Source organism: Nonomuraea maheshkhaliensis, assembly GCF_039529435.1.
Classification (GTDB): domain Bacteria; phylum Actinomycetota; class Actinomycetes; order Streptosporangiales; family Streptosporangiaceae; genus Nonomuraea; species Nonomuraea maheshkhaliensis.
Window position 1 is genome coordinate 1 of the sequence record NZ_BAAAMU010000040.1, and the last position, 16522, is coordinate 16522.

Annotated in this window: 18 protein-coding genes and 1 tRNA gene; 4 read left to right on the forward strand and 15 right to left on the reverse strand. The window is 70.2% G+C overall.

All coding sequences use genetic code 11. The features are described from left to right. On the reverse strand, positions 1 to 221 hold a 221-nt coding region (locus tag ABFX54_RS25745; RefSeq protein WP_428834565.1), incomplete at its 3' end, for an AfsR/SARP family transcriptional regulator. 57 nt (positions 222 to 278) lie between these two features. Here ABFX54_RS25745 and ABFX54_RS25750 point away from each other — a divergent pair. Continuing rightward, a complete protein-coding gene (locus tag ABFX54_RS25750; RefSeq protein WP_346108800.1) occupies positions 279 to 1136 on the forward strand; it encodes an NAD(P)-dependent oxidoreductase in 858 nt (285 codons plus the stop codon). Here the strand turns inward: ABFX54_RS25750 and ABFX54_RS25755 are convergent. Further along, positions 1133 to 2503, reverse strand: a complete 1371-nt coding sequence (locus ABFX54_RS25755; RefSeq protein WP_346108802.1) for a cystathionine beta-synthase — start codon at positions 2501 to 2503, stop codon at positions 1133 to 1135. The two genes, ABFX54_RS25750 and ABFX54_RS25755, sit on opposite strands and share 4 nt — an antisense overlap. Positions 2504 to 2631: 128 nt before the next feature. On the opposite strand from ABFX54_RS25755, the gene ABFX54_RS25760 reads away from it, so the two are divergent. The 3 genes from ABFX54_RS25760 (at position 2632) to ABFX54_RS25770 (ending at position 6334) form a co-directional block, all read left to right on the forward strand. Next, entirely contained in the window at positions 2632 to 3615 is a 984-nt protein-coding gene (locus ABFX54_RS25760; protein ID WP_346108804.1) for an SGNH/GDSL hydrolase family protein, read from the forward strand. Between the two features lie 84 nt (positions 3616 to 3699). Continuing rightward, positions 3700 to 5043 carry an outer membrane protein assembly factor BamB family protein gene (locus tag ABFX54_RS25765; RefSeq protein ID WP_346108806.1) on the forward strand — a complete coding sequence of 448 codons (1344 nt, stop codon included), beginning with the start codon at positions 3700 to 3702 and terminating at the stop codon, positions 5041 to 5043. A gap of 73 nt (positions 5044 to 5116) precedes the next feature. After that, positions 5117 to 6334, forward strand: a complete 1218-nt coding sequence (locus ABFX54_RS25770) for an acetyl-CoA C-acetyltransferase (RefSeq protein ID WP_346108808.1) — start codon at positions 5117 to 5119, stop codon at positions 6332 to 6334. A gap of 146 nt (positions 6335 to 6480) precedes the next feature. Here the strand turns inward: ABFX54_RS25770 and ABFX54_RS25775 are convergent, their stop codons facing one another. The 13 genes from ABFX54_RS25775 to ABFX54_RS25830 all read right to left on the reverse strand — a co-directional run bounded on the left by ABFX54_RS25775 (position 6481) and on the right by ABFX54_RS25830 (position 16490). Beyond that, positions 6481 to 6888, reverse strand: a complete 408-nt coding sequence (locus ABFX54_RS25775; RefSeq protein WP_346108809.1) for a PPOX class F420-dependent oxidoreductase — start codon at positions 6886 to 6888, stop codon at positions 6481 to 6483. Between the two features lie 53 nt (positions 6889 to 6941). Continuing rightward, positions 6942 to 7175: a DUF4287 domain-containing protein gene (locus ABFX54_RS25780; protein WP_043628756.1), complete on the reverse strand. Its 234-nt coding sequence runs from the start codon at positions 7173 to 7175 to the stop codon at positions 6942 to 6944. 167 nt (positions 7176 to 7342) lie between these two features. Beyond that, positions 7343 to 8137, reverse strand: a complete 795-nt coding sequence (locus ABFX54_RS25785) for a Bax inhibitor-1/YccA family protein (RefSeq protein ID WP_346108811.1) — start codon at positions 8135 to 8137, stop codon at positions 7343 to 7345. Positions 8138 to 8805: 668 nt separating this feature from the next. Further along, positions 8806 to 8878 (reverse strand) — tRNA-Leu (locus tag ABFX54_RS25790). Between the two features lie 49 nt (positions 8879 to 8927). After that, positions 8928 to 9452 (reverse strand): peptide deformylase, encoded by a 525-nt coding sequence (locus ABFX54_RS57035; RefSeq protein ID WP_357855124.1) that lies wholly within the window; start codon positions 9450 to 9452, stop codon positions 8928 to 8930. After that, entirely contained in the window at positions 9449 to 9961 is a 513-nt protein-coding gene (locus ABFX54_RS25795) for a glycine cleavage system transcriptional repressor (RefSeq protein ID WP_346108813.1), read from the reverse strand. The genes ABFX54_RS57035 and ABFX54_RS25795 overlap by 4 nt, the downstream gene beginning before the upstream one ends. Before the next feature lie 78 nt (positions 9962 to 10039). After that, positions 10040 to 11356 carry an NAD(P)/FAD-dependent oxidoreductase gene (locus ABFX54_RS25800; RefSeq protein WP_346108814.1) on the reverse strand — a complete coding sequence of 439 codons (1317 nt, stop codon included), beginning with the start codon at positions 11354 to 11356 and terminating at the stop codon, positions 10040 to 10042. Positions 11357 to 11451: 95 nt separating this feature from the next. Then, a complete protein-coding gene (locus ABFX54_RS25805) occupies positions 11452 to 12246 on the reverse strand; it encodes a uracil-DNA glycosylase (protein ID WP_346108816.1) in 795 nt (264 codons plus the stop codon). Positions 12247 to 12264: 18 nt separating this feature from the next. Next, a complete protein-coding gene (locus ABFX54_RS25810) occupies positions 12265 to 13197 on the reverse strand; it encodes a hypothetical protein (RefSeq protein ID WP_346108818.1) in 933 nt (310 codons plus the stop codon). Next, on the reverse strand, positions 13194 to 13520 hold the full coding sequence (locus ABFX54_RS25815) for a PadR family transcriptional regulator (RefSeq protein WP_346108819.1): 327 nt from the start codon (positions 13518 to 13520) through the stop codon (positions 13194 to 13196). The genes ABFX54_RS25810 and ABFX54_RS25815 overlap by 4 nt, the downstream gene beginning before the upstream one ends. A 176-nt stretch (positions 13521 to 13696) precedes the next feature. Beyond that, a complete protein-coding gene (locus ABFX54_RS25820) occupies positions 13697 to 14890 on the reverse strand; it encodes a hypothetical protein (protein WP_346108821.1) in 1194 nt (397 codons plus the stop codon). Between the two features lie 173 nt (positions 14891 to 15063). Next, the gene (locus tag ABFX54_RS25825) at positions 15064 to 16011 is read right to left on the reverse strand and encodes a Ppx/GppA phosphatase family protein (protein ID WP_346108823.1); all 948 of its coding nucleotides are present in this window, start codon (positions 16009 to 16011) and stop codon (positions 15064 to 15066) included. Further along, entirely contained in the window at positions 16002 to 16490 is a 489-nt protein-coding gene (locus ABFX54_RS25830) for a DUF501 domain-containing protein (protein ID WP_346108825.1), read from the reverse strand. Before ABFX54_RS25830 ends, ABFX54_RS25825 begins: the two co-directional genes overlap by 10 nt. Positions 16491 to 16522 lie beyond the last annotated feature (32 nt).

Genomic DNA, 16522 nt, shown 5'->3' on the forward strand with positions numbered 1-16522 from the left:
CGCAGCTCGGAGACGCGCGCCTGGAGGGTGCCGGCCGGGTTGCGGGTGGGCCGGGCGCCCCACAGGTCGTCGATCAGCCGGTCCGCCGGCACGGGACCGCCGCCGTGCGCGAGCAGGTCGGCCAGCAGCGCGCGCACCTTCGGCTCGGGCACGCGCACCGGCGAGCCGTCGCCGGCCACCACTCGCAACGGCCCCAGAACCTCGAAACGCAGCACGTCCATGCCAACCCGTGGCGGAGCCGAAGGAATTCCGTAGCGGCCTGCTCGATGGTGGGCGGCATGAGTCAAGTGACGGTTGTGGGACTGGGCCCGATGGGGTCGAAGATGGCCGAGACGTTCCTGGCCGCGGGCCATGAGGTGGCGGTGTGGAACCGTACGGCGAGCAAGGCGGACCCGCTGGTGGCGAAGGGCGCCAGGCGGTCGGCGAGCGCGGTGGACGGCGAGCTGCTGGTGGTGAGCCAGATCGGCTACCAGGCGATGGACGACAGCTTCGGCGACGCCCGGCTGGACGGGAAGGTGGTGGTCAACCTCAGCTCGGGCAGTCCCGGCGAGCTGCGCGCGGCGGCCCGCCGGGTGGCGGAGCGCGGGGGCACGCTGATCACGGGAGGCATCATGGTGCCGCCGCCGGGGATCGGGCAGCCGGGGGCGTACACGTTCTACAGCGGCCAGAAGGACGTGCTCGACCGGCACGCGCCCGTGCTGGAGGCGCTCGGCGAGGTCTCCTACGTGGGGGCCGACGAGGGCCTGGCGATGATGTTCTACCAGGCGCAGCTGCTGATCTTCTGGTCCAGCCTGACCAGCTACATGCACGCGATGGCGCTGCTGCGCACGGCCGGGGTGGCGCCGGAGGTGTTCCTGCCGTTCGCGCGGGAGACGTTCACCCAGCTGGGTGGTGACGGGCCCATGGGGTTCGTCAGGCAGCTGACCGAGGAATTCGCGGCCGGTTCTTATCCAGGCGAGCTGAACTCCCTGCACATGCAGGCCGTCGGCCTCGGCCACGCCGTGGAGGCGCTGGCGGAGGCCGGGGTGGAGATCACGGTGCCGACGGCGCTGCGGCGGCTGTTCGAGCGCGCCGACGCCGAGGGCCGCGGCGGCGAGGGCCTCGGCACCGTGATCCAGTCGATCTTGAAGCCCTAGTGGTTGGCCAGGAAGGCGAGCAGGTCCTGCCGGGTGAGCAGGCCGGAGGGCTTGCCGTCTTCCAGCACAACGGCCGCATCGGCCTTCTCCAGCGCTTCCACCGCACGCGCCACAGGTTCACCACTGCCGATCGTGGGTAGCGGCGCGGACATGTGATCGGCGATCGGGTCGTCGGAGGAGAGCCTGCCGTGATAGAGCGCTTCGAGGAGGTCGCGCTCGACGATGGAGCCGACCACCTCGGCCGCCATGACCGGCGGCTCCTCCTTCATGACCGGGAGCTGGGAGACCGAGTATTCGCGCATGATCGCGATGGCCGTGCCGACCGACTCGTGGGGGTGGGCGTGGACGAACTCCGGCAGCCCCGGCCGCTTGCGCGCGAGCACGTCGCCGACCAGGCCCTCCTCGGACGAGGTGGTCAGGAAGCCGTAGTCGGCCATCCAGTCGTCGTTGAAGATCTTCGACAGGTAGCCGCGGCCGCCGTCCGGCAGGAGCACGACCACCACGTCGTCGGGCGCCGCCTTGGCCGCCACCCGCAGCGCCGCCACCACGGCCATGCCGCAGGAGCCGCCGACCAGCAGCCCCTCCTCGCGGGCGAGCCTGCGGGTCATGTTGAACGACTCCTTGTCGGACACCGCGATGATCTCGTCGCAGACCTCGGTGTCGTACGTGGCCGGCCAGATGTCCTCGCCGACCCCCTCGACCAGGTAGGGGCGCCCGGAGCCGCCGGAGTAGACGGAGCCCTCGGGATCGGCCCCGATGATCTTCACCCGCCCGTCGGACACCTCCTTCAGGTAGCGCCCGGTGCCACTGATCGTGCCGCCGGTGCCGATGCCGGCCACGAAGTGCGTGACCCGGCCCTCGGTCTGCTCCCACACCTCTGGACCTGTCGAGTGGTAGTGGGAGTCGGGGTTGTTGACGTTGGAGTACTGGTCGGGCTTCCAGGCGTTGGGCACCTCGCGGGCCAGCCGGTCGGAGACCGAGTAATAGGAGTCGGGGTGGTCGGGCGAGACGGCGGTCGGGCAGACCACGACCTCGGCCCCGTACGCGCGCAGCACCGAGATCTTGTCCTGGGCCACCTTGTCGGGCACCACGAACAGGCACCGGTAGCCCTTGCGCTGGGCCACGATGGCCAGCCCCACCCCCGTGTTGCCGGAGGTGGGCTCCACGATCACGCCGCCAGGGCGCAGCTCGCCCGACTTCTCCGCCGCCTCGATCATGCGGACCGCGATGCGGTCCTTGACCGAGCCCCCCGGGTTGAAGTACTCGACCTTGGCGAGCACCTGGGCGGGAACTCCCGCGGTGACTTTGTGCAGCCGGACCAGCGGGGTGTTCCCCATGAGGTCGACCAGGGAATCGTAAACGCGCACCGAGGTGTTCACCTTCTTTGCCGAAGCTTGATCAGCTTGCCGACGGCCGAGGTCCGGTGGGGGTGGCAGGCCCTCGGCTACTTTTCAAGCAAACGCTACCGCCGAGTTCGACCGGGGAGGGCACGTACGTGGTCTGGCCAGCTGGCATGGCGCGCGCGGCGCGGAAGATCGCAACGGCGGCGGCACTCGGTGGAGGCGGCCTCACGGCTCTCGGAGCCACGGCGTACGGGCTGCTGATCGCTGAAGGGCTGCTCGCGCGCAAGGCCATCGGCCGGCCTCACGGGCTCGACGGGCCCGTCGCCGACGGCCTGTACGGGGCGTTTCCCGGCGAACCACTCAAAATGGCCATGCTCGGCGACTCCACCTCCGTGGGCCTGGGCATGACCGACCCCGCCAAGACCCCCGGAGTCCTGCTCGCCAACGGCCTGGCCGCGGTCGCCGAGCGCCCGGTGCGCCTGGTGGTCGCGGGCAAGTCCGGCGCGCCCTCGGCCGAGCTGGCCGAGCAGGTGGACGTGGCGCTGGCGATGGAGCCCGACCTGGCGGTGATCTTCGTGGGCGCGAACGACATCATCACGCAGACGCCGCCCGCGACCGCCGTACGACATCTGTCCAAGGCCGTGCGGCGGCTCAGGGACGCGGGGGTCGAGGTGGTCGTGGGCACGTGCCCCGACCTCGGCACCGTGCGGCCCATCGCGCAACCGCTGCGCTGGGTGACGCGGCGCTGGAGCCGGCAGCTCGCGGCGGCGCAGACGGTGGCGGTGGTGGACGCCGGCGGCCGTACGGTGGCGTTCGCCGACGTCCTTGGCCCGGAGTTCGCGACAAACCCGACAGAAATGTTCGGACCCGATCGTTTCCATCCAAGTGACCGAGGTTACGCGCAGGCCGCTTACGCGGTGCTACCGTCAGTGTGCGCTGCGTTGGGGCTGTGGCCTGAGCCGCGCCCCGCACGCGGCGAAGCACTGCAACCGATCTATCTCGCGGCGGCTACGGCCGCGGAGGAGCCCGGCACCGAGGTCACCGCGACCAGGGTCGACGGGCGGGCGACGGGCCTGCACGGGAAGTGGGCCACGTTGTTCCGCCGTCGGCTCGGCGAGCCAGTCAACGACGCCTGAACGGCTCGGCGGGACCACGCCCCCAGCCGGTCACCCTTCGCGTCGGAGCCGTCACTCCTCGTCCCACTTTGGAGTGGATTGCCCGTGCTCCGGCCCCACTGGAAACCTTCCCTCGCCCTCGCCGGAACCCTCGCCGTGACGGCCTGCTCCGGCAGCGACGCGGCCACCACGAAGTTCACGACCTGGGAGAACGGCCAGGTCAACGCCGTCAGCCGGATGGCCGTGGGCGGCGGGGTGGTCGCCACGACCTCGATGAAGCCCGGCGGAGCCCTCGAAACCGTCGCCATCGGCCTGCGCGACGGCAGGCGCCTGTGGGCCCACCCCGCCACCATGGCCGGCCGGCTGCCCGGCATGGGGGTCTCCACCCCCGCGATCGTGGAGACGAGCGGCGGCGACAGCGTGATCGTCGCGCTCGACCCGGGCAAAAAGGGCCGCTGGAACGCCACCCTCGTCGCCCGTGACGCCCTGTCGGGCGCGCAGAAGTGGTCCAGGCCCGTGCACTCGACGTTCGGGCCGCAACGGTGCGGACCGTACGTGTGCCTGTCGGAGCACACCGCCCTGGCCAAGGCCCGCATGGTGGTGCTCGACCCGGCGACCGGCAAGCAACTATGGAAGCTGCCGGGGATCTCCGAGGTCGAGTGGTCCGACGAGAGCCGGGTGCTGCTGCTGCGGCTGGCCACCAACCCCATGGTGGAGTCGTACGAGCTCAAGACCGGCAAGCTGCAGTGGCAGCAGCCGATCGAGCAGGCGCTCGGCCCCGGCATCGATCTGTCGGGCGGCTGGGCCTTCGGCTCGACCGGCGACGACCTGGTCGGCTACGTGGCCCCGTACACGAACCCGCGGAGCAAGAAGCTGTCCGCCTTCGGGCTCTTCTCCGTGAAGATCGCCGACGGGACGATCAACTGGATGCGGCCCTCCGTCGTCCGCGTCTATCCCAGCGGCAACCCCGGCGCCGCCCCCGTCGTACGCCCGGTGGACCGCGAGGGCGGCTACGGCGGCTTCGCCCGGCTCGACTCGGCCTCCGGCCGGGTGCTCGGCCAGATCACCGCCGCCGACGTGCCCGGCTCCGGCTGGTGGCTGGCCTTCCCCGACGGGATGGACCGGCTCGGCTTCCTCAAGCACGGCGCCAAGGGCACGGCGTTCGACATCGCCTCCGGCCGGCCCGTGCCGGTGGAGGAGGAGCGCGGCTGGTCCTTCTGCGTCACCGACCCCAAGCCGCTGCCGCTGCGCGGGCAGGCGCCCGGCTTCTACGCCACCGCCGCCGTCTGCGAGTACGACCTCGCCACCGGGCAGCGGATCTCCCCCGCCACGGCCCCGCCGCCCTGGTTCACGGGCAGTCAGGACGGCTGGCGGCTGTGGCGCGACGAGAAGGGCGCCGTGCACGCGGTCAATGACCACACAGCGACGGCGCCGGGTATGTACGGATAAGCGATGGGCCGGGCGGGCCGCGCGTGGTGAACTGGAATATAGTTCTACAATTAGCGCCGACAGAGGAGGGGCCATGCCCGAGGCAGTCATCGTCGCAACCGCGCGTTCCCCGATCGGACGAGCCTTCAAGGGTTCGCTGAAGGAGATCAGGCCCGACGACCTGACCGTGCAGATGATCCAGGCGGCGCTGGCCAAGGTGCCCCAGCTCGATCCGTCCCAGATCGAGGACATCATGCTGGGATGCGGCCTGCCGGGAGGCGAGCAGGGCTTCAACATGGCCCGGGTGGTGGCGGTGATGCTGGGGCTCGACAACGTGCCCGGCACCACCGTGACCCGCTACTGCTCCTCCTCGCTGCAGACCACCAGGATGGCCTTCCACGCGATCAAGGCGGGCGAGGGCGACGTGTTCGTCTCGGCCGGGGTCGAGACCGTGTCCAGGTTCGCCAAGGGCAACTCCGACTCGCTGCCCGACACGCACAACCCCGTCTTCCTCGACGCGGGCGGCCGGACGAAGGCGTTCGCCGAGGGCGGCCGCACCTGGCACGACCCGCGCGAGGACGACGCCGTTCCGGACGTCTACATCGCCATGGGGCAGACGGCCGAGAACGTCGCCCAGCTCAAGGGCGTCTCCCGCCAGGAGCAGGACGAGTTCGGCGTACGGTCGCAGAACCTGGCCGAGAAGGCGCTGGCCGACGGGTTCTGGCAGAAGGACATCACGCCGGCGACCCTGCCCGACGGCACCGTGGTGAGCAAGGACGACGGGCCCAGGGCGGGCACGACGTACGAGAAGGTCGCCTCCCTCGCGCCCGTCTTCCGCCCCGACGGCACCGTCACGGCGGGCAACTGCTGCGCGCTCAACGACGGGGCCGCGGCCGTCGTCATCATGAGCGACGTCAAGGCCGCCGAGCTGGGCATCACGCCGCTGGCCAGGATCGTCTCCACCGGCGTCACCGGGCTGTCGCCCGAGATCATGGGGCTGGGGCCGGTCGAGGCGTCGAAGATGGCGCTGTCCAGGGCCGGCATGGCGATCGACGACGTCGACCTGGTGGAGATCAACGAGGCGTTCGCAGCCCAGGTGATCCCCTCCTACCGGGAGCTCGGGATCGACCTCGACCGGCTCAACGTCAACGGCGGGGCCATCGCGGTCGGGCACCCGTTCGGGATGACCGGCGCCCGGATCACCTCGACGCTGATCAACAGCCTGCAGCACCACGACAAGAGCATCGGCCTTGAGACGATGTGCGTGGGCGGCGGCCAGGGCATGGCGATGGTGATCGAGCGCCTGAGCTGACGCCAGGCGCACGATCGGGCGTCTGAGCGGCCACGCGACGAGCGGCCGGGGCGCGGAAACGCGACCCGGCCGTCGGCCGGTCAGCCACGTCGGCCGGCCGCGCCGATCGGCGATCCCGATCAGCCGTGCCGGTCAGCCGTTGCGGGTCAGCCGTGGCGGTCGGGGCCGGCGTGGACCGGCGTGACGCGCATGATGACGCGGCGGTCCCTGACCATGGCGGCGCGGTAGTCGTCCCAGTCGGGATGCTCACCGGAGATGTCGCGGTAGTACGTGACCAGCGGCTCCATCGCCTCGGGCAGCGAGACGATCTCGGCGGTGCCGTCGACCTGGATCCAGTCGCCGAAGAAGCGGTCGGTGAAGACGCACAGCGACACCTGGGAGTCGCGGCGGGCGTTGCGCACCTTGGCCGCGGTCTCCCTGGTGCTGATGACGATGTGACCGTCCTGCACCCCTGCCGTGACCGGCGACATCTGCGGGCGCCCATCGCGATGCCGGGTCAGCAGGACCGCTCGGTGGTTGTCGCGGAGAAAGCCGAGGGCCTTGTCGATGTCCATGCCCTCATGATGACGCGCCCGCGCTTGCGGCACGGGCGCGGGGGCGGTTGGGCTTAGATGAAGCCCATGCGGTTACGGCGGTGCCGCTCGTGCTCGTGGACGATGGCGGCGGCGTAGCCGTGAGTCAGCCCGTGCTCGTCGGCGAGCCAGTTGGCCCGCTCGTCACACCTGAGGAAAGCCGGGCCGTTGTCGATGGCTTGGAACCACTCGGGGAGTTCGCGTCCCGTGATCGTTGGGACCCTTGCTATCAGCTTCGTCTGCGTCTCCGGTGAGTGGTTCAAGGACATGGGCACCTCCGCGGATTAAGGTCCTTTGCTTGACACTGCAACATGGACGTGCGAATGGCAAGCCCTGAGCCAGGCATCATTTCGTGACGGCGGGTAGATCTTCGATCGCACAGCGAAAGGGGCCCCGCCTTGACGGCGAGGCCCCTGACGACCGTAAGTGGTGACGGTCAGTCGCTACTGCTGAAGTAGCTGATGAACCGCAGCACCTCCAGGTAGATCCACACCAGGCTCAGCGTCAGCCCGAACGCGCACTGCCAGGCGAACTTCTCGGGAGCGCCCTGCTTGACGCCCTGCTCGATCGAGTCGAAGTCGAGCAGGAGGAAGAAGCAGCCGATCAGGATCATCACGACGCTGAAGATCCAGCCGATCGGGCTGTCGGTACGCAGGCCGAGACCGCCCTCGACGAAGAAGCCGACGAGCAGGTTGACCAGGATCAGCCCGAGCGCGGCGATGGCGGCGGCGACCGTGAACTTCACCAGTTTGGGGGTGACCCTGACGATGCGCAGCGAGTAGACGGTCAGCACCGCGCCGAAGGCGAACGCCGTGCCGAGGACCGCCTGCATCACGATGCCGCTGATCATCCCCTCGAAGACGGCGCTGATCTTGCCGAGGAAGACGCCCTCGAACGCGGCGTAGCCCAGGATGAGCGCCGGGTTGGTGCTCTGCGTGAACGAGGCGATCAGCCCCAGGATCAGCGCGACGACCGCAGCGCCGATGGCCACCATCGGGGGCACGTTGAGAATCCAGGCCGCGGCGGCGGCCACGACGAGGGTGCCGAGGGTCATGAACCCACGGACCACGACGTCGTCGAGCGTCATGGTTCGGAACGCCGGCCGCGCCGGGGGTGCGTACGACGGGGAGTCGTACATGTTCTGCAACTGCTCGGGGGACGGACTGGGGCCGCCCCAGCCCGTCGCGGCCTGCTGCCGCGACCTGCTGAATACGGGGTTCTTGCTCTCCATCGCTGCCTCCTGTGACGCCGAGCCTACGATGCGCGGCGGCACCTTGGTCAACTAGACGCTCAGATCGATGTTCATTCGGGACTTCGGCTGGGTTCACAACGAACCGCCTCGCCGCGAAGTTCCCCGCCCCCGTCCGCGGGGAAACCCGCCGGGAGGGTGCCGGTCGGGCGGAGGGCGGGCGCCGGGCGGGCGGGGCCGGACCTGGCGGCGACGTGCGGGAGATCGGGCGGGAGATCGGGCGGGAGATCGGGCGGCGGCGGGACGGCGATGGGGCTGCGATGGGGCCGGGAGCCGGCCGGTGTCCACTAACGCCGTTATCCCGAACCGAAAAGGGCCGGTTGTAAAGCGTAGTCAACCATTCACGGAAAGAAACTCCGGCAGGCCGGGAGAAAGCAGAAACCGGACACGTTGTCAATATCGCGGTGCGTACGAAAACCGCTCGGCCGGGTAAACGCGCGCCTACATCAACAGCCAGTGAGCGAGACCTTACCCACCCGTCCGACAGGCCCCACAGCCCCGACGGCACCGGCCCTCCACCAGCAGTGACCGCCCGGTGACAGGACAACTCCATAACAACTCGATATCGACCGAGAAGGGCCGGCCGGGACCCGTCCGTCGATCGCGGTAAACCTCCAGGTCAGAGACCCGAGGACAATGAAGATGGCAAGTGCCCCCGGCGGGATTCGAACCCGCACGTCAACCCTTTTAAGGGGTTTGCCTCTGCCATTGGGCTACGGGGGCGCCGCAATCATACGAAACGGACCATGCTTCCGAGGAGCACAACTTCGCATCAGGCGCCACAAGTGTGAAGTCTGCGGTGAAGTGATAGGGCTCCAGGGACTCTGTCCAAGAAGAGTAGACCGTCTAGATGGTCCAGTTGGTGCTGAATGCAACGAGCTTCGAACGCGTCCGCTTCGATGGTGACCGCCTCGCCGCTGCCTGGCAAATGCCCATGTACGGTGATACGCGTCGCACGGCGCACGTCGGCCGTGAGCCCCTCGACGGACGCGCACCCCTCCCTGCCCTCGTCCCAGTGGGCCGCGCGCGAGAGCCGTGGATTGGCCACCACGAGCTCCCCGGCCCAGGACCGGCTTCTGGGGTGGCGACCGGCGTCAAAGGCGATCAGGCGCAGGCTCAGGCCGATCTGGGGGGCGGCCAGCCCCGTCGTCCCCCGCTCAGCGCGCAGGGTGGCCAGGAGGTCCTCCGCGGCGGACACGACCGCGGGGTCGGTCGGGTCCACCGGTTCCGCCACGGCGGACAGGAGGGGGTGCGGGGCGCCGAGCACCTCACGCACCGTTCCTCCTGTCCCTGTCACAGGAGATCCGGTTCTACGGGTCTGAAGGTGATGTCGGAGTCGAGACTCGCCCCCGTGGCCGCCAGCCGGCGCATGAGCGCCGCCACGTCGACGTCCTTGGGCAGCTCGACGTCGGCGATGAGCACGTACAGGCGTCCGCTGAGCCTGGTGCTCATGCCCGTGATGTTGCCCCTGTCCTCGGCGAGCACCGCGCTGATGGCGGAGACGATGCCCGGCCGGTCGGGGCCGTGCACGGTCAGCACGTAGGCCAGCCCGCCGCCCTCGTCGCAGAAGTGACGGCGGGCCTCCACCGCCGAGGCGCTGATCACCAGGTCGGGCACCTTCAGCCGTTTCAGCAACTCGGCGGAGTCGAGCTCGCCCGACACCAGCAGCATCATCGCGATGTGGCCGCCGAGCAGCGTCATGGTCGAGTCCCGGATGTTCGCCCCGCAGTCCGCGAGAGAACCTGTTACGGCGGCGATCACGCCCGGCCGGTCGACACCGAGCACGGTGACCGCTGAAAGACTCACCCGTGGTACCCCTTCCGCTTGCGCCAGGGGTGCCGAAAACGCCCCGGCGGTGATCGCCGGGGCGCTGCCGTACCTGGGTTAGCGGCGAGTCGTCGCCACCGCGGCCCTGAAGCCCTCGCGCGGGTGCTCCATCTCACCCAGTGAGATCGTCTCTCGCTTGAAGAACAGGGCCAGGGTCCAATCGACGACGACCCGGACCTTGCGGTTCAGCGTCGGCACCCGCGACAGATGGTAGGTCCGGTGCATGAACCACGCAGGGAATCCGCGAAGCTTGACGCCATAGACATTGGCCACGCCCTGATGCAGGCCCAGACCGGCCACCGATCCGACGTACTTGTGGCGGTATTCGACCAGTTCCTGCCCGCGAAGGTGACGGACGACGTTGTCGGCCAGCACCTTGGCCTGGCGGACCGCGTGCTGGGCGTTGGGGGCACAATACTGGCCGGGGTTCGTCACGTCCGGCACCCCGGCGGCGTCGCCCGCGGTGAAGGCGCCCGGCGTGCCCGCGACGGTGAGCATGGCGGTGGCCTTGATCCGGCCGCGCTCGTCGAGCGGCAGGTCGCTGTCGTTGACCACGGGGCTGGGCTTGACTCCGGCGGTCCACACCAGCGTCTCGGCCTCGAACTCCGAGCCGTCCGACAGCACCACGCGACCGCCCTCGCAGGACTCCAGGCGGGTGCGCAGCTTGACGTCGATGCCGCGCTCGCGCAGCTGCTCCAGGGTCCACTTGCCCATCTCGGGGCCGACCTCGGGCAGCACCCGGTCGGTGGCCTCGACGAGCACCCAGCGGATGTCGGCGGGCGTGATGTTGCGGTAGTAGCGGGTCGAGTCCTTGGCCATGTCCTCAAGCTCGGCCAGCGCCTCCACGCCGGCGAACCCGGCCCCGACCACCACGAACGTCAGCGCCCTGCGCCTGACCTCGGGGTCGGTGGTCGACTCGGCCACGTCGAGCAGGTGCAGCACGCGGTTGCGCAGCGCGATGGCCTCGCCCACGGTCTTGAAGCCGATGCCGATGTCGGTGAGCCCGGGGATGGGCAGCGTGCGGGAGATCGAGCCGGCGGCCATCACGATCACGTCGTAGGCCACCTGGCGCGGCTCGCCCTCGGCCGGCTGGAAGGTGACCGTGCGCTCCGCATGGTCGACCTTGGTGACCGTTCCGTTGAGGATGTGCACCTTCGGCAGGATCCGCCGCAGGGGCGCCACCATGTGGCGCGGCGACAGGTTGCCCGCGGCGGCCTCGGGGAGGAACGGCTGGTAGGTCATGTAGGACTGGGGGTCGATGACGGTGATGCGGACTTCTCCGCCGCGCAGCTCACGGTGGAGTTTGCGCTGCAGCCGCAGCGCCGTGTAGAGGCCGACGTATCCGCCGCCGACGATCAAAATGTGCTTGTTCATCCTGAGGCCCCATCCCTCGTGGAGTGCTTGTGAAAGCATTCACAAGCATATGTCAGGGCCTCTCGGCGAATCCAATCCGGGCGTGGTGGGACGCGTCACACAGCCAGTGACCTGGCCCTTTCGAAGACGTCGTCCAGCATTTGGGCGGTGACGCGGCCGGTGAAGGTGTTCTGCTGGCTCGGGTGGTAGCAGCCGAGCAGGGTGACGGGGCTCCCGGCGTGCCGGATCTCGTACTCCGCCCCGTGGCCGAACGGCGGGCGGGCGCGGGGCAGCTCGTAACCCGCGGCCTTGAGCGCCGGCCACATGGCCTGCCAGGCGTAGCCGCCGAGCGCCACGATCACCCGTACGTGCGGCGCGACCAGCTCGACCTCCCTGGCCATCCACGGGAGGCAGGCGGCCTTCTCCTCCGGCGCCGGCTTGTTCGCGGGCGGCGCGCAGCGCACGGAGGCCAGCACGCGCGTGCCGATGAGGCGCTGCCCGTCGCCCGCGTACGTGCTGGTCTCCCGCGCGGCCAGGCCGGTGCGGTGGAGTGAGGCGAACAGCCAGTCGCCGCTCCTGTCGCCGGTGAAGATGCGCCCCGTCCTGTTGCCCCCGTGGGCGGCCGGCGCCAGGCCGACCAGCAGGATCCGCGGCCGCTCGTCACCCCATCCGGGAACGGGACGGCCCCAGTACGTCTCGTCCGCGAACGCGCGCCGCTTGACCCGCGCGACCTCCTCGCGCCACTCCACCAGACGGGGACACGCCCGGCAGACCGACTGCGCGGCCGTGAGCTCGGCGAGGGTGCCGCACTCCGCGGCGATGCGGCGCACGTCCGCCGGGCCGAGCGCCACGGGGGTGTCGGCGGTCGCGGGGTCGTCGGGCCAGCCGGTGCCGGGAGGTACGAAGCTCATGGCACCGATGGTGCCCGATCAGTCGCCCTTCTCGGGCGCGGGGGTCGCGGTGACCGTGGGCCCCTCCGACGGACGCGCCGACGGGGCGGCCGACGGGCACGCCGAGGGCTTGGGCGTCTCCATCTCCGCGCCCACCTCCGCCTCCATGGCCGCCTCACCCTTGATCAGCGGCAGCGGGTAGCGGTTGAGCACCGGGGCGCCGCACGCCCTGTCCACCTGGTAGCCGTAGTCCTCAGGCGTGGTCGTGAACGGCCTGCCGTCCTGGTCGTAGAGGTAGACGTCGGTCAGCGGCGTGCCGTCCTTGGCGTACGGCCGCAGGTTGTAGACCCCGTCGGAGGAGGCCTGCCGCACGTAGACGCGCCCGATCGGGATGGCGGTGGCGACCGCCGGGCTGGGCTCGGGCGTCGTGAGACCCCCCGCCTCCACCATGCCCGTGAACAACGCCAGCGCGGCCACCGCGTTCGCGGCCACGGCGACCAGCACCACCAGCCGGCTCCTGGCCCGCCGCCCGAACCAGACCGAGGCGAAGACTCCCGCCAGCACGACGGCCCAGTCGCTCGGGGTCATCGGGACCAGGCGCACCTGCGCCGCCAGGGACACGACGACCATGGCCAGCAGGTAGCCGCGCAGCACCCACCAGCCGGGCCGCAGCTCCGGCAGGAAGGCCGTGAAGCCGCCGTAGGCCGCGGAGACCCGGAGACGGGCTCCGACCCTGCGTCCCCACTCGCGCGCGGCCGTACGGCGCCTTCCGCCGCTCTCAGGGCGCTCCCCGTAGGCGGCCGCCAGCTCGTCGGCGTAGACCCCGGGCGGGCCCAGCCGCTCCTCCAGCGGCAGGTCCGACTCCGCCGCGATCTCGCCCAGGTGGTCGTCGAGGTCTTCGAGCAGTTCGTGCCGCTCGGGATGATCCGCCAGGGCCTCACGTACGGCCTGCGCGTACTGTTCGGGGGTCATTCTCGTTCCTCCTTGAGCAGGGTCGCCATCGTGGCCGAGAACGAGGCCCAGGTCTTGGCCGAGGTGGCGTACATCTGCCTGCCGACGTCGTTGAGCCCGTAGTACTTGCGGTGCGGCCCCTCGTCGGAGGCCACCACGTATGAGGTCAGGGCGCCCGCCTTGAACAGGCGGCGCAGCGTGCCGTAGACCGAGGCGTCACCCACCTCGTCGAGCCCGGCCTCCCTGAGCCGGCGCACGACGTCGTAGCCGTAGCCGTCACGTTCTTTGAGCACGGCCAGCACGGCCAGGTCGAGCACGCCTTTGAGCAGTTGGCTGCTGTCCACGCGAAGCACACTACTGTGCAAAGCGCGGTAGTGGCAACCAGAAAACCGGGTGGCGCCCGAGGGTGCCACCCGGTTCGTCGTGCTGGAGGCGCCGTCCCACTCGCCTACGGCGCCCCAGTGTCAGATCCAGTGTCAGATCCGGTGTCAGATCCGGTGTCGGATCCCGTGTCGGATCCCTACGACGCCGCGGGAGCCGTCGGCTCCGGGGTCTTCGTCGGCGTCGGGGTCACCGTCGGCGCCGGGGCCGAGGCCTCGCACGCGCTGTAGGACTTGACGACGTGGTCGCTGTTGTTCGGGCCGCTGATCGACAGCGTCACCGTGCCGCCCTTGCGGGCGTCGCCGCTCAGCGGGGAGGAGAAGCCGGAGATCGACTTCGACCCGCCGTTACGACCGAAGTAGGTGTCGCCGCTGGTCACCACGCTGCCGTTCAGCTTCCACACGTAGCCGACCCGGCCGGCGCCGGTCGAGGTGACGACCGCGGAGGCGTTGACCGCGCAGTTGAGGCTGACCACGGTGGCGCTGGCGGAGACCTTGGTCACCGGCCTGGGGATCTCGGGAGCCGAGTCCTTGCACCAGACCTTGTAGTAGGCCCGGTTGGAGTAGGCGCCGTCGTGACCCAGGACCTGCAGCTGGGCGTAGCCCTCGCCGCTGTGGCGCGGGGAGATGCCGAAGCCGACCCGGCGCGAGTCGCGGACCCTGATCTTGCCGTAGTCGACCACGTCACCGTTGAGCACCCAGCGGTAACGCACCCAGGTCGGGCGGTTGGTCTCGATGCGGCCGACGAAGTCGATCTTGTCGCCGGGGGTGCAGGGGCCGACGTACCTGCTCGGGCTCGCCCACGCGGTGGCCGAGACCGTACGGTCGAGGTGCGTGCGCACCTTGTCGTCGTCCCGCGGCTGCTCGCACGAGACGGAGAAGCGGCCCTTCTTCGAGGTGAACTTCCTCGGACCGAGGACCTGTACGGCCTCCCAGCCCTTCACGTCCTCCTTGAAGGTGATGGACTGCCTGACCGTCACCGTCTTGGTGCCCTTGCCCTTGAGCCGGACCACCTTGACCTTGCTCTTGGACCCGTCACCGTGCAGCCAGCGGTAGGCCAGCACGGTCTTGCCCTTGACCGGCACCCTGATCTTGGCCGAGAAGTCGACCTTGACCGGGCAGGAGCCGTCGTGAGCACGGGGCGAGGCCTTCGGCGTGGAGACCGAGGCCCTTGACTTGGACGCGGGCTTGGCCGCCGCCTTGCCGGCGGCCGAGGCCGTGGCGGCGGTGGCGGCCTGGGCCGGACTCGCGACGAGCCCCGCGGCCAAGCCGGCCAGCATCGCGGCCGAAGCGCCGAACGCGGCGGCCTTACGTGCTAACCCGACAGACATCATGTGAGAGTGCTCCATTCCTTTGGGGGAAGAGACGCGCTCGGGAACGGTCGTCACGCCGGCGCCTTCCGCGCACAGCGATATGACAAAGCCCCCGTAATGCCCCTTTACTGAAGCACAATACTGATCACACTCTCAACAGTGACTGTGAATCAGAAATGTCCGGATTTCTTCAGCTATGTCGCTAGAGACCAGGCGATTCCATCCAAGATGTCGTGTTCGCTGACGACGACCTGCGAAAACGCGAAACGACGGACGATCCGATCAAGAATGAGCGCTCCGGCGCCAATCACGTCCACCCTTCCCGGATGCATCACCGGGATCTCCGCGCGCTCACCATGGGTCATCGCGAGCAGCCGCCGCGTCACCTCGTGCACCTGCTCCGCGGAAATGCGCGAGTGGTGGATGCGCTCGGAGTCGTACGCCGGCAGCCCGAGCGCGATGCCCGCCACCGTCGTCACCGAGCCCGCCAGGCCCACGAGCGTGTGCGCCTGCCTGACCGGCACCTGCGCCTCCACCCGGTCGAGCGCGGCCTCGATGTCGGCCACCACGGCCTCCAGGGCCGGCGCGGCGGGCGGGTCGCCGGCGTCGCGCAGGTGACGCTCGGTCAGGCGGACGCAGCCGATGTCCACCGACAGCGCCGACTCGGCGTGGCCCGAGCCGACCACGAACTCCGTGGAGCCGCCGCCGATGTCCACCACGAGGTAGGGCGGCAGCGGGCCCTGCGGCACCTCGGTCTCGGGAGACAGGCGCAGCAGCCCTCTCGTCGCTCCCGTGAACGACAGCTCGGCCTCCTCCGACCCCGTCACCACCTCGGGCTCCACCCCGAAGATCTTCCGTACTCCGTCGACGAACTCCTGCCGGTTGGCCGCGTCGCGCGTCGCGCTCGTGGCCACCACGCGGGTGGCGGTGGCGCCGTGGCGCCGGATCAGCTCCTGGTAGCCGCGCATGGCCGCGAACGTGCGCTCCAGCGCCTCGGGCGCCAGCCGTCCGGTCCTGTCCACGCCCTGGCCCAGGCGGACGATCTCCATCAGCCGCTCGACGTCGCCCAGCTCGCCGTCGCCGACGTCGGCGATGAGCAGGCGTACGGAGTTGGTGCCGCAGTCGACGGCGGCTACACGCATGGTCCGTCACTCCACCAGTCGGGGAGCGCGTCCAGCGCCTCCCTGCCGAACGGGTTGGCCCCGGGCACCGCCAGCTCGTGCGCCACCAGCGCGTGCAGGCACTTGACCCGCTCCGGCATCCCGCCCGTGCTCTGCATGTCGCGGGGAAGCGGGGCCAGGCCCGCCGTCTCGGCCGCCTGGTCGCGCCTGGCCACGTAGTCGTCGTGCGCCGCCCGGTAGGCCTCGGCCAGCTCGGGCTCGGTGGCCAGCCTGGCCTGCATCTCACGCATCAGGCCGGAGCCCTCAAGCGTGCCGATGGCCGAGGCGGCCTTGGGGCAGGTCAGGTAGTAGAGGGTCGGGAAGGGCGAGCCGTCGGGCAGCCGCGGCGCGGTCTCCACCACGTCGGGGTTGCCGCACGGGCAGCGGTGCGCGACCGCGCGCAGCCCTCTCGGCGGGCGCCCGAGCTGCTTCTCGACGACCTCGACGTCCTTGCTGTCCAACGCGTTCCTTCCGTGTCGCGGGCTCCACCGGC

Coding starts and splice junctions, on each gene's coding strand:
- ABFX54_RS25805 (WP_346108816.1), bottom strand. CDS start 12,246: ATGAGCTTCGTACCTCCCGGCACCGGCTGGCCCGACGACCCCGCGACC.
- ABFX54_RS25820 (WP_346108821.1), bottom strand. CDS start 14,890: ATGATGTCTGTCGGGTTAGCACGTAAGGCCGCCGCGTTCGGCGCTTCG.
- ABFX54_RS25775 (WP_346108809.1), bottom strand. CDS start 6,888: ATGGACATCGACAAGGCCCTCGGCTTTCTCCGCGACAACCACCGAGCG.
- ABFX54_RS25785 (WP_346108811.1), bottom strand. CDS start 8,137: ATGGAGAGCAAGAACCCCGTATTCAGCAGGTCGCGGCAGCAGGCCGCG.
- ABFX54_RS25810 (WP_346108818.1), bottom strand. CDS start 13,197: ATGACCCCCGAACAGTACGCGCAGGCCGTACGTGAGGCCCTGGCGGAT.
- ABFX54_RS25750 (WP_346108800.1), top strand. CDS start 279: ATGAGTCAAGTGACGGTTGTGGGACTGGGCCCGATGGGGTCGAAGATG.
- ABFX54_RS25780 (WP_043628756.1), bottom strand. CDS start 7,175: ATGTCCTTGAACCACTCACCGGAGACGCAGACGAAGCTGATAGCAAGG.
- ABFX54_RS25825 (WP_346108823.1), bottom strand. CDS start 16,011: ATGCGTGTAGCCGCCGTCGACTGCGGCACCAACTCCGTACGCCTGCTC.
- ABFX54_RS25770 (WP_346108808.1), top strand. CDS start 5,117: ATGCCCGAGGCAGTCATCGTCGCAACCGCGCGTTCCCCGATCGGACGA.
- ABFX54_RS25800 (WP_346108814.1), bottom strand. CDS start 11,356: ATGAACAAGCACATTTTGATCGTCGGCGGCGGATACGTCGGCCTCTAC.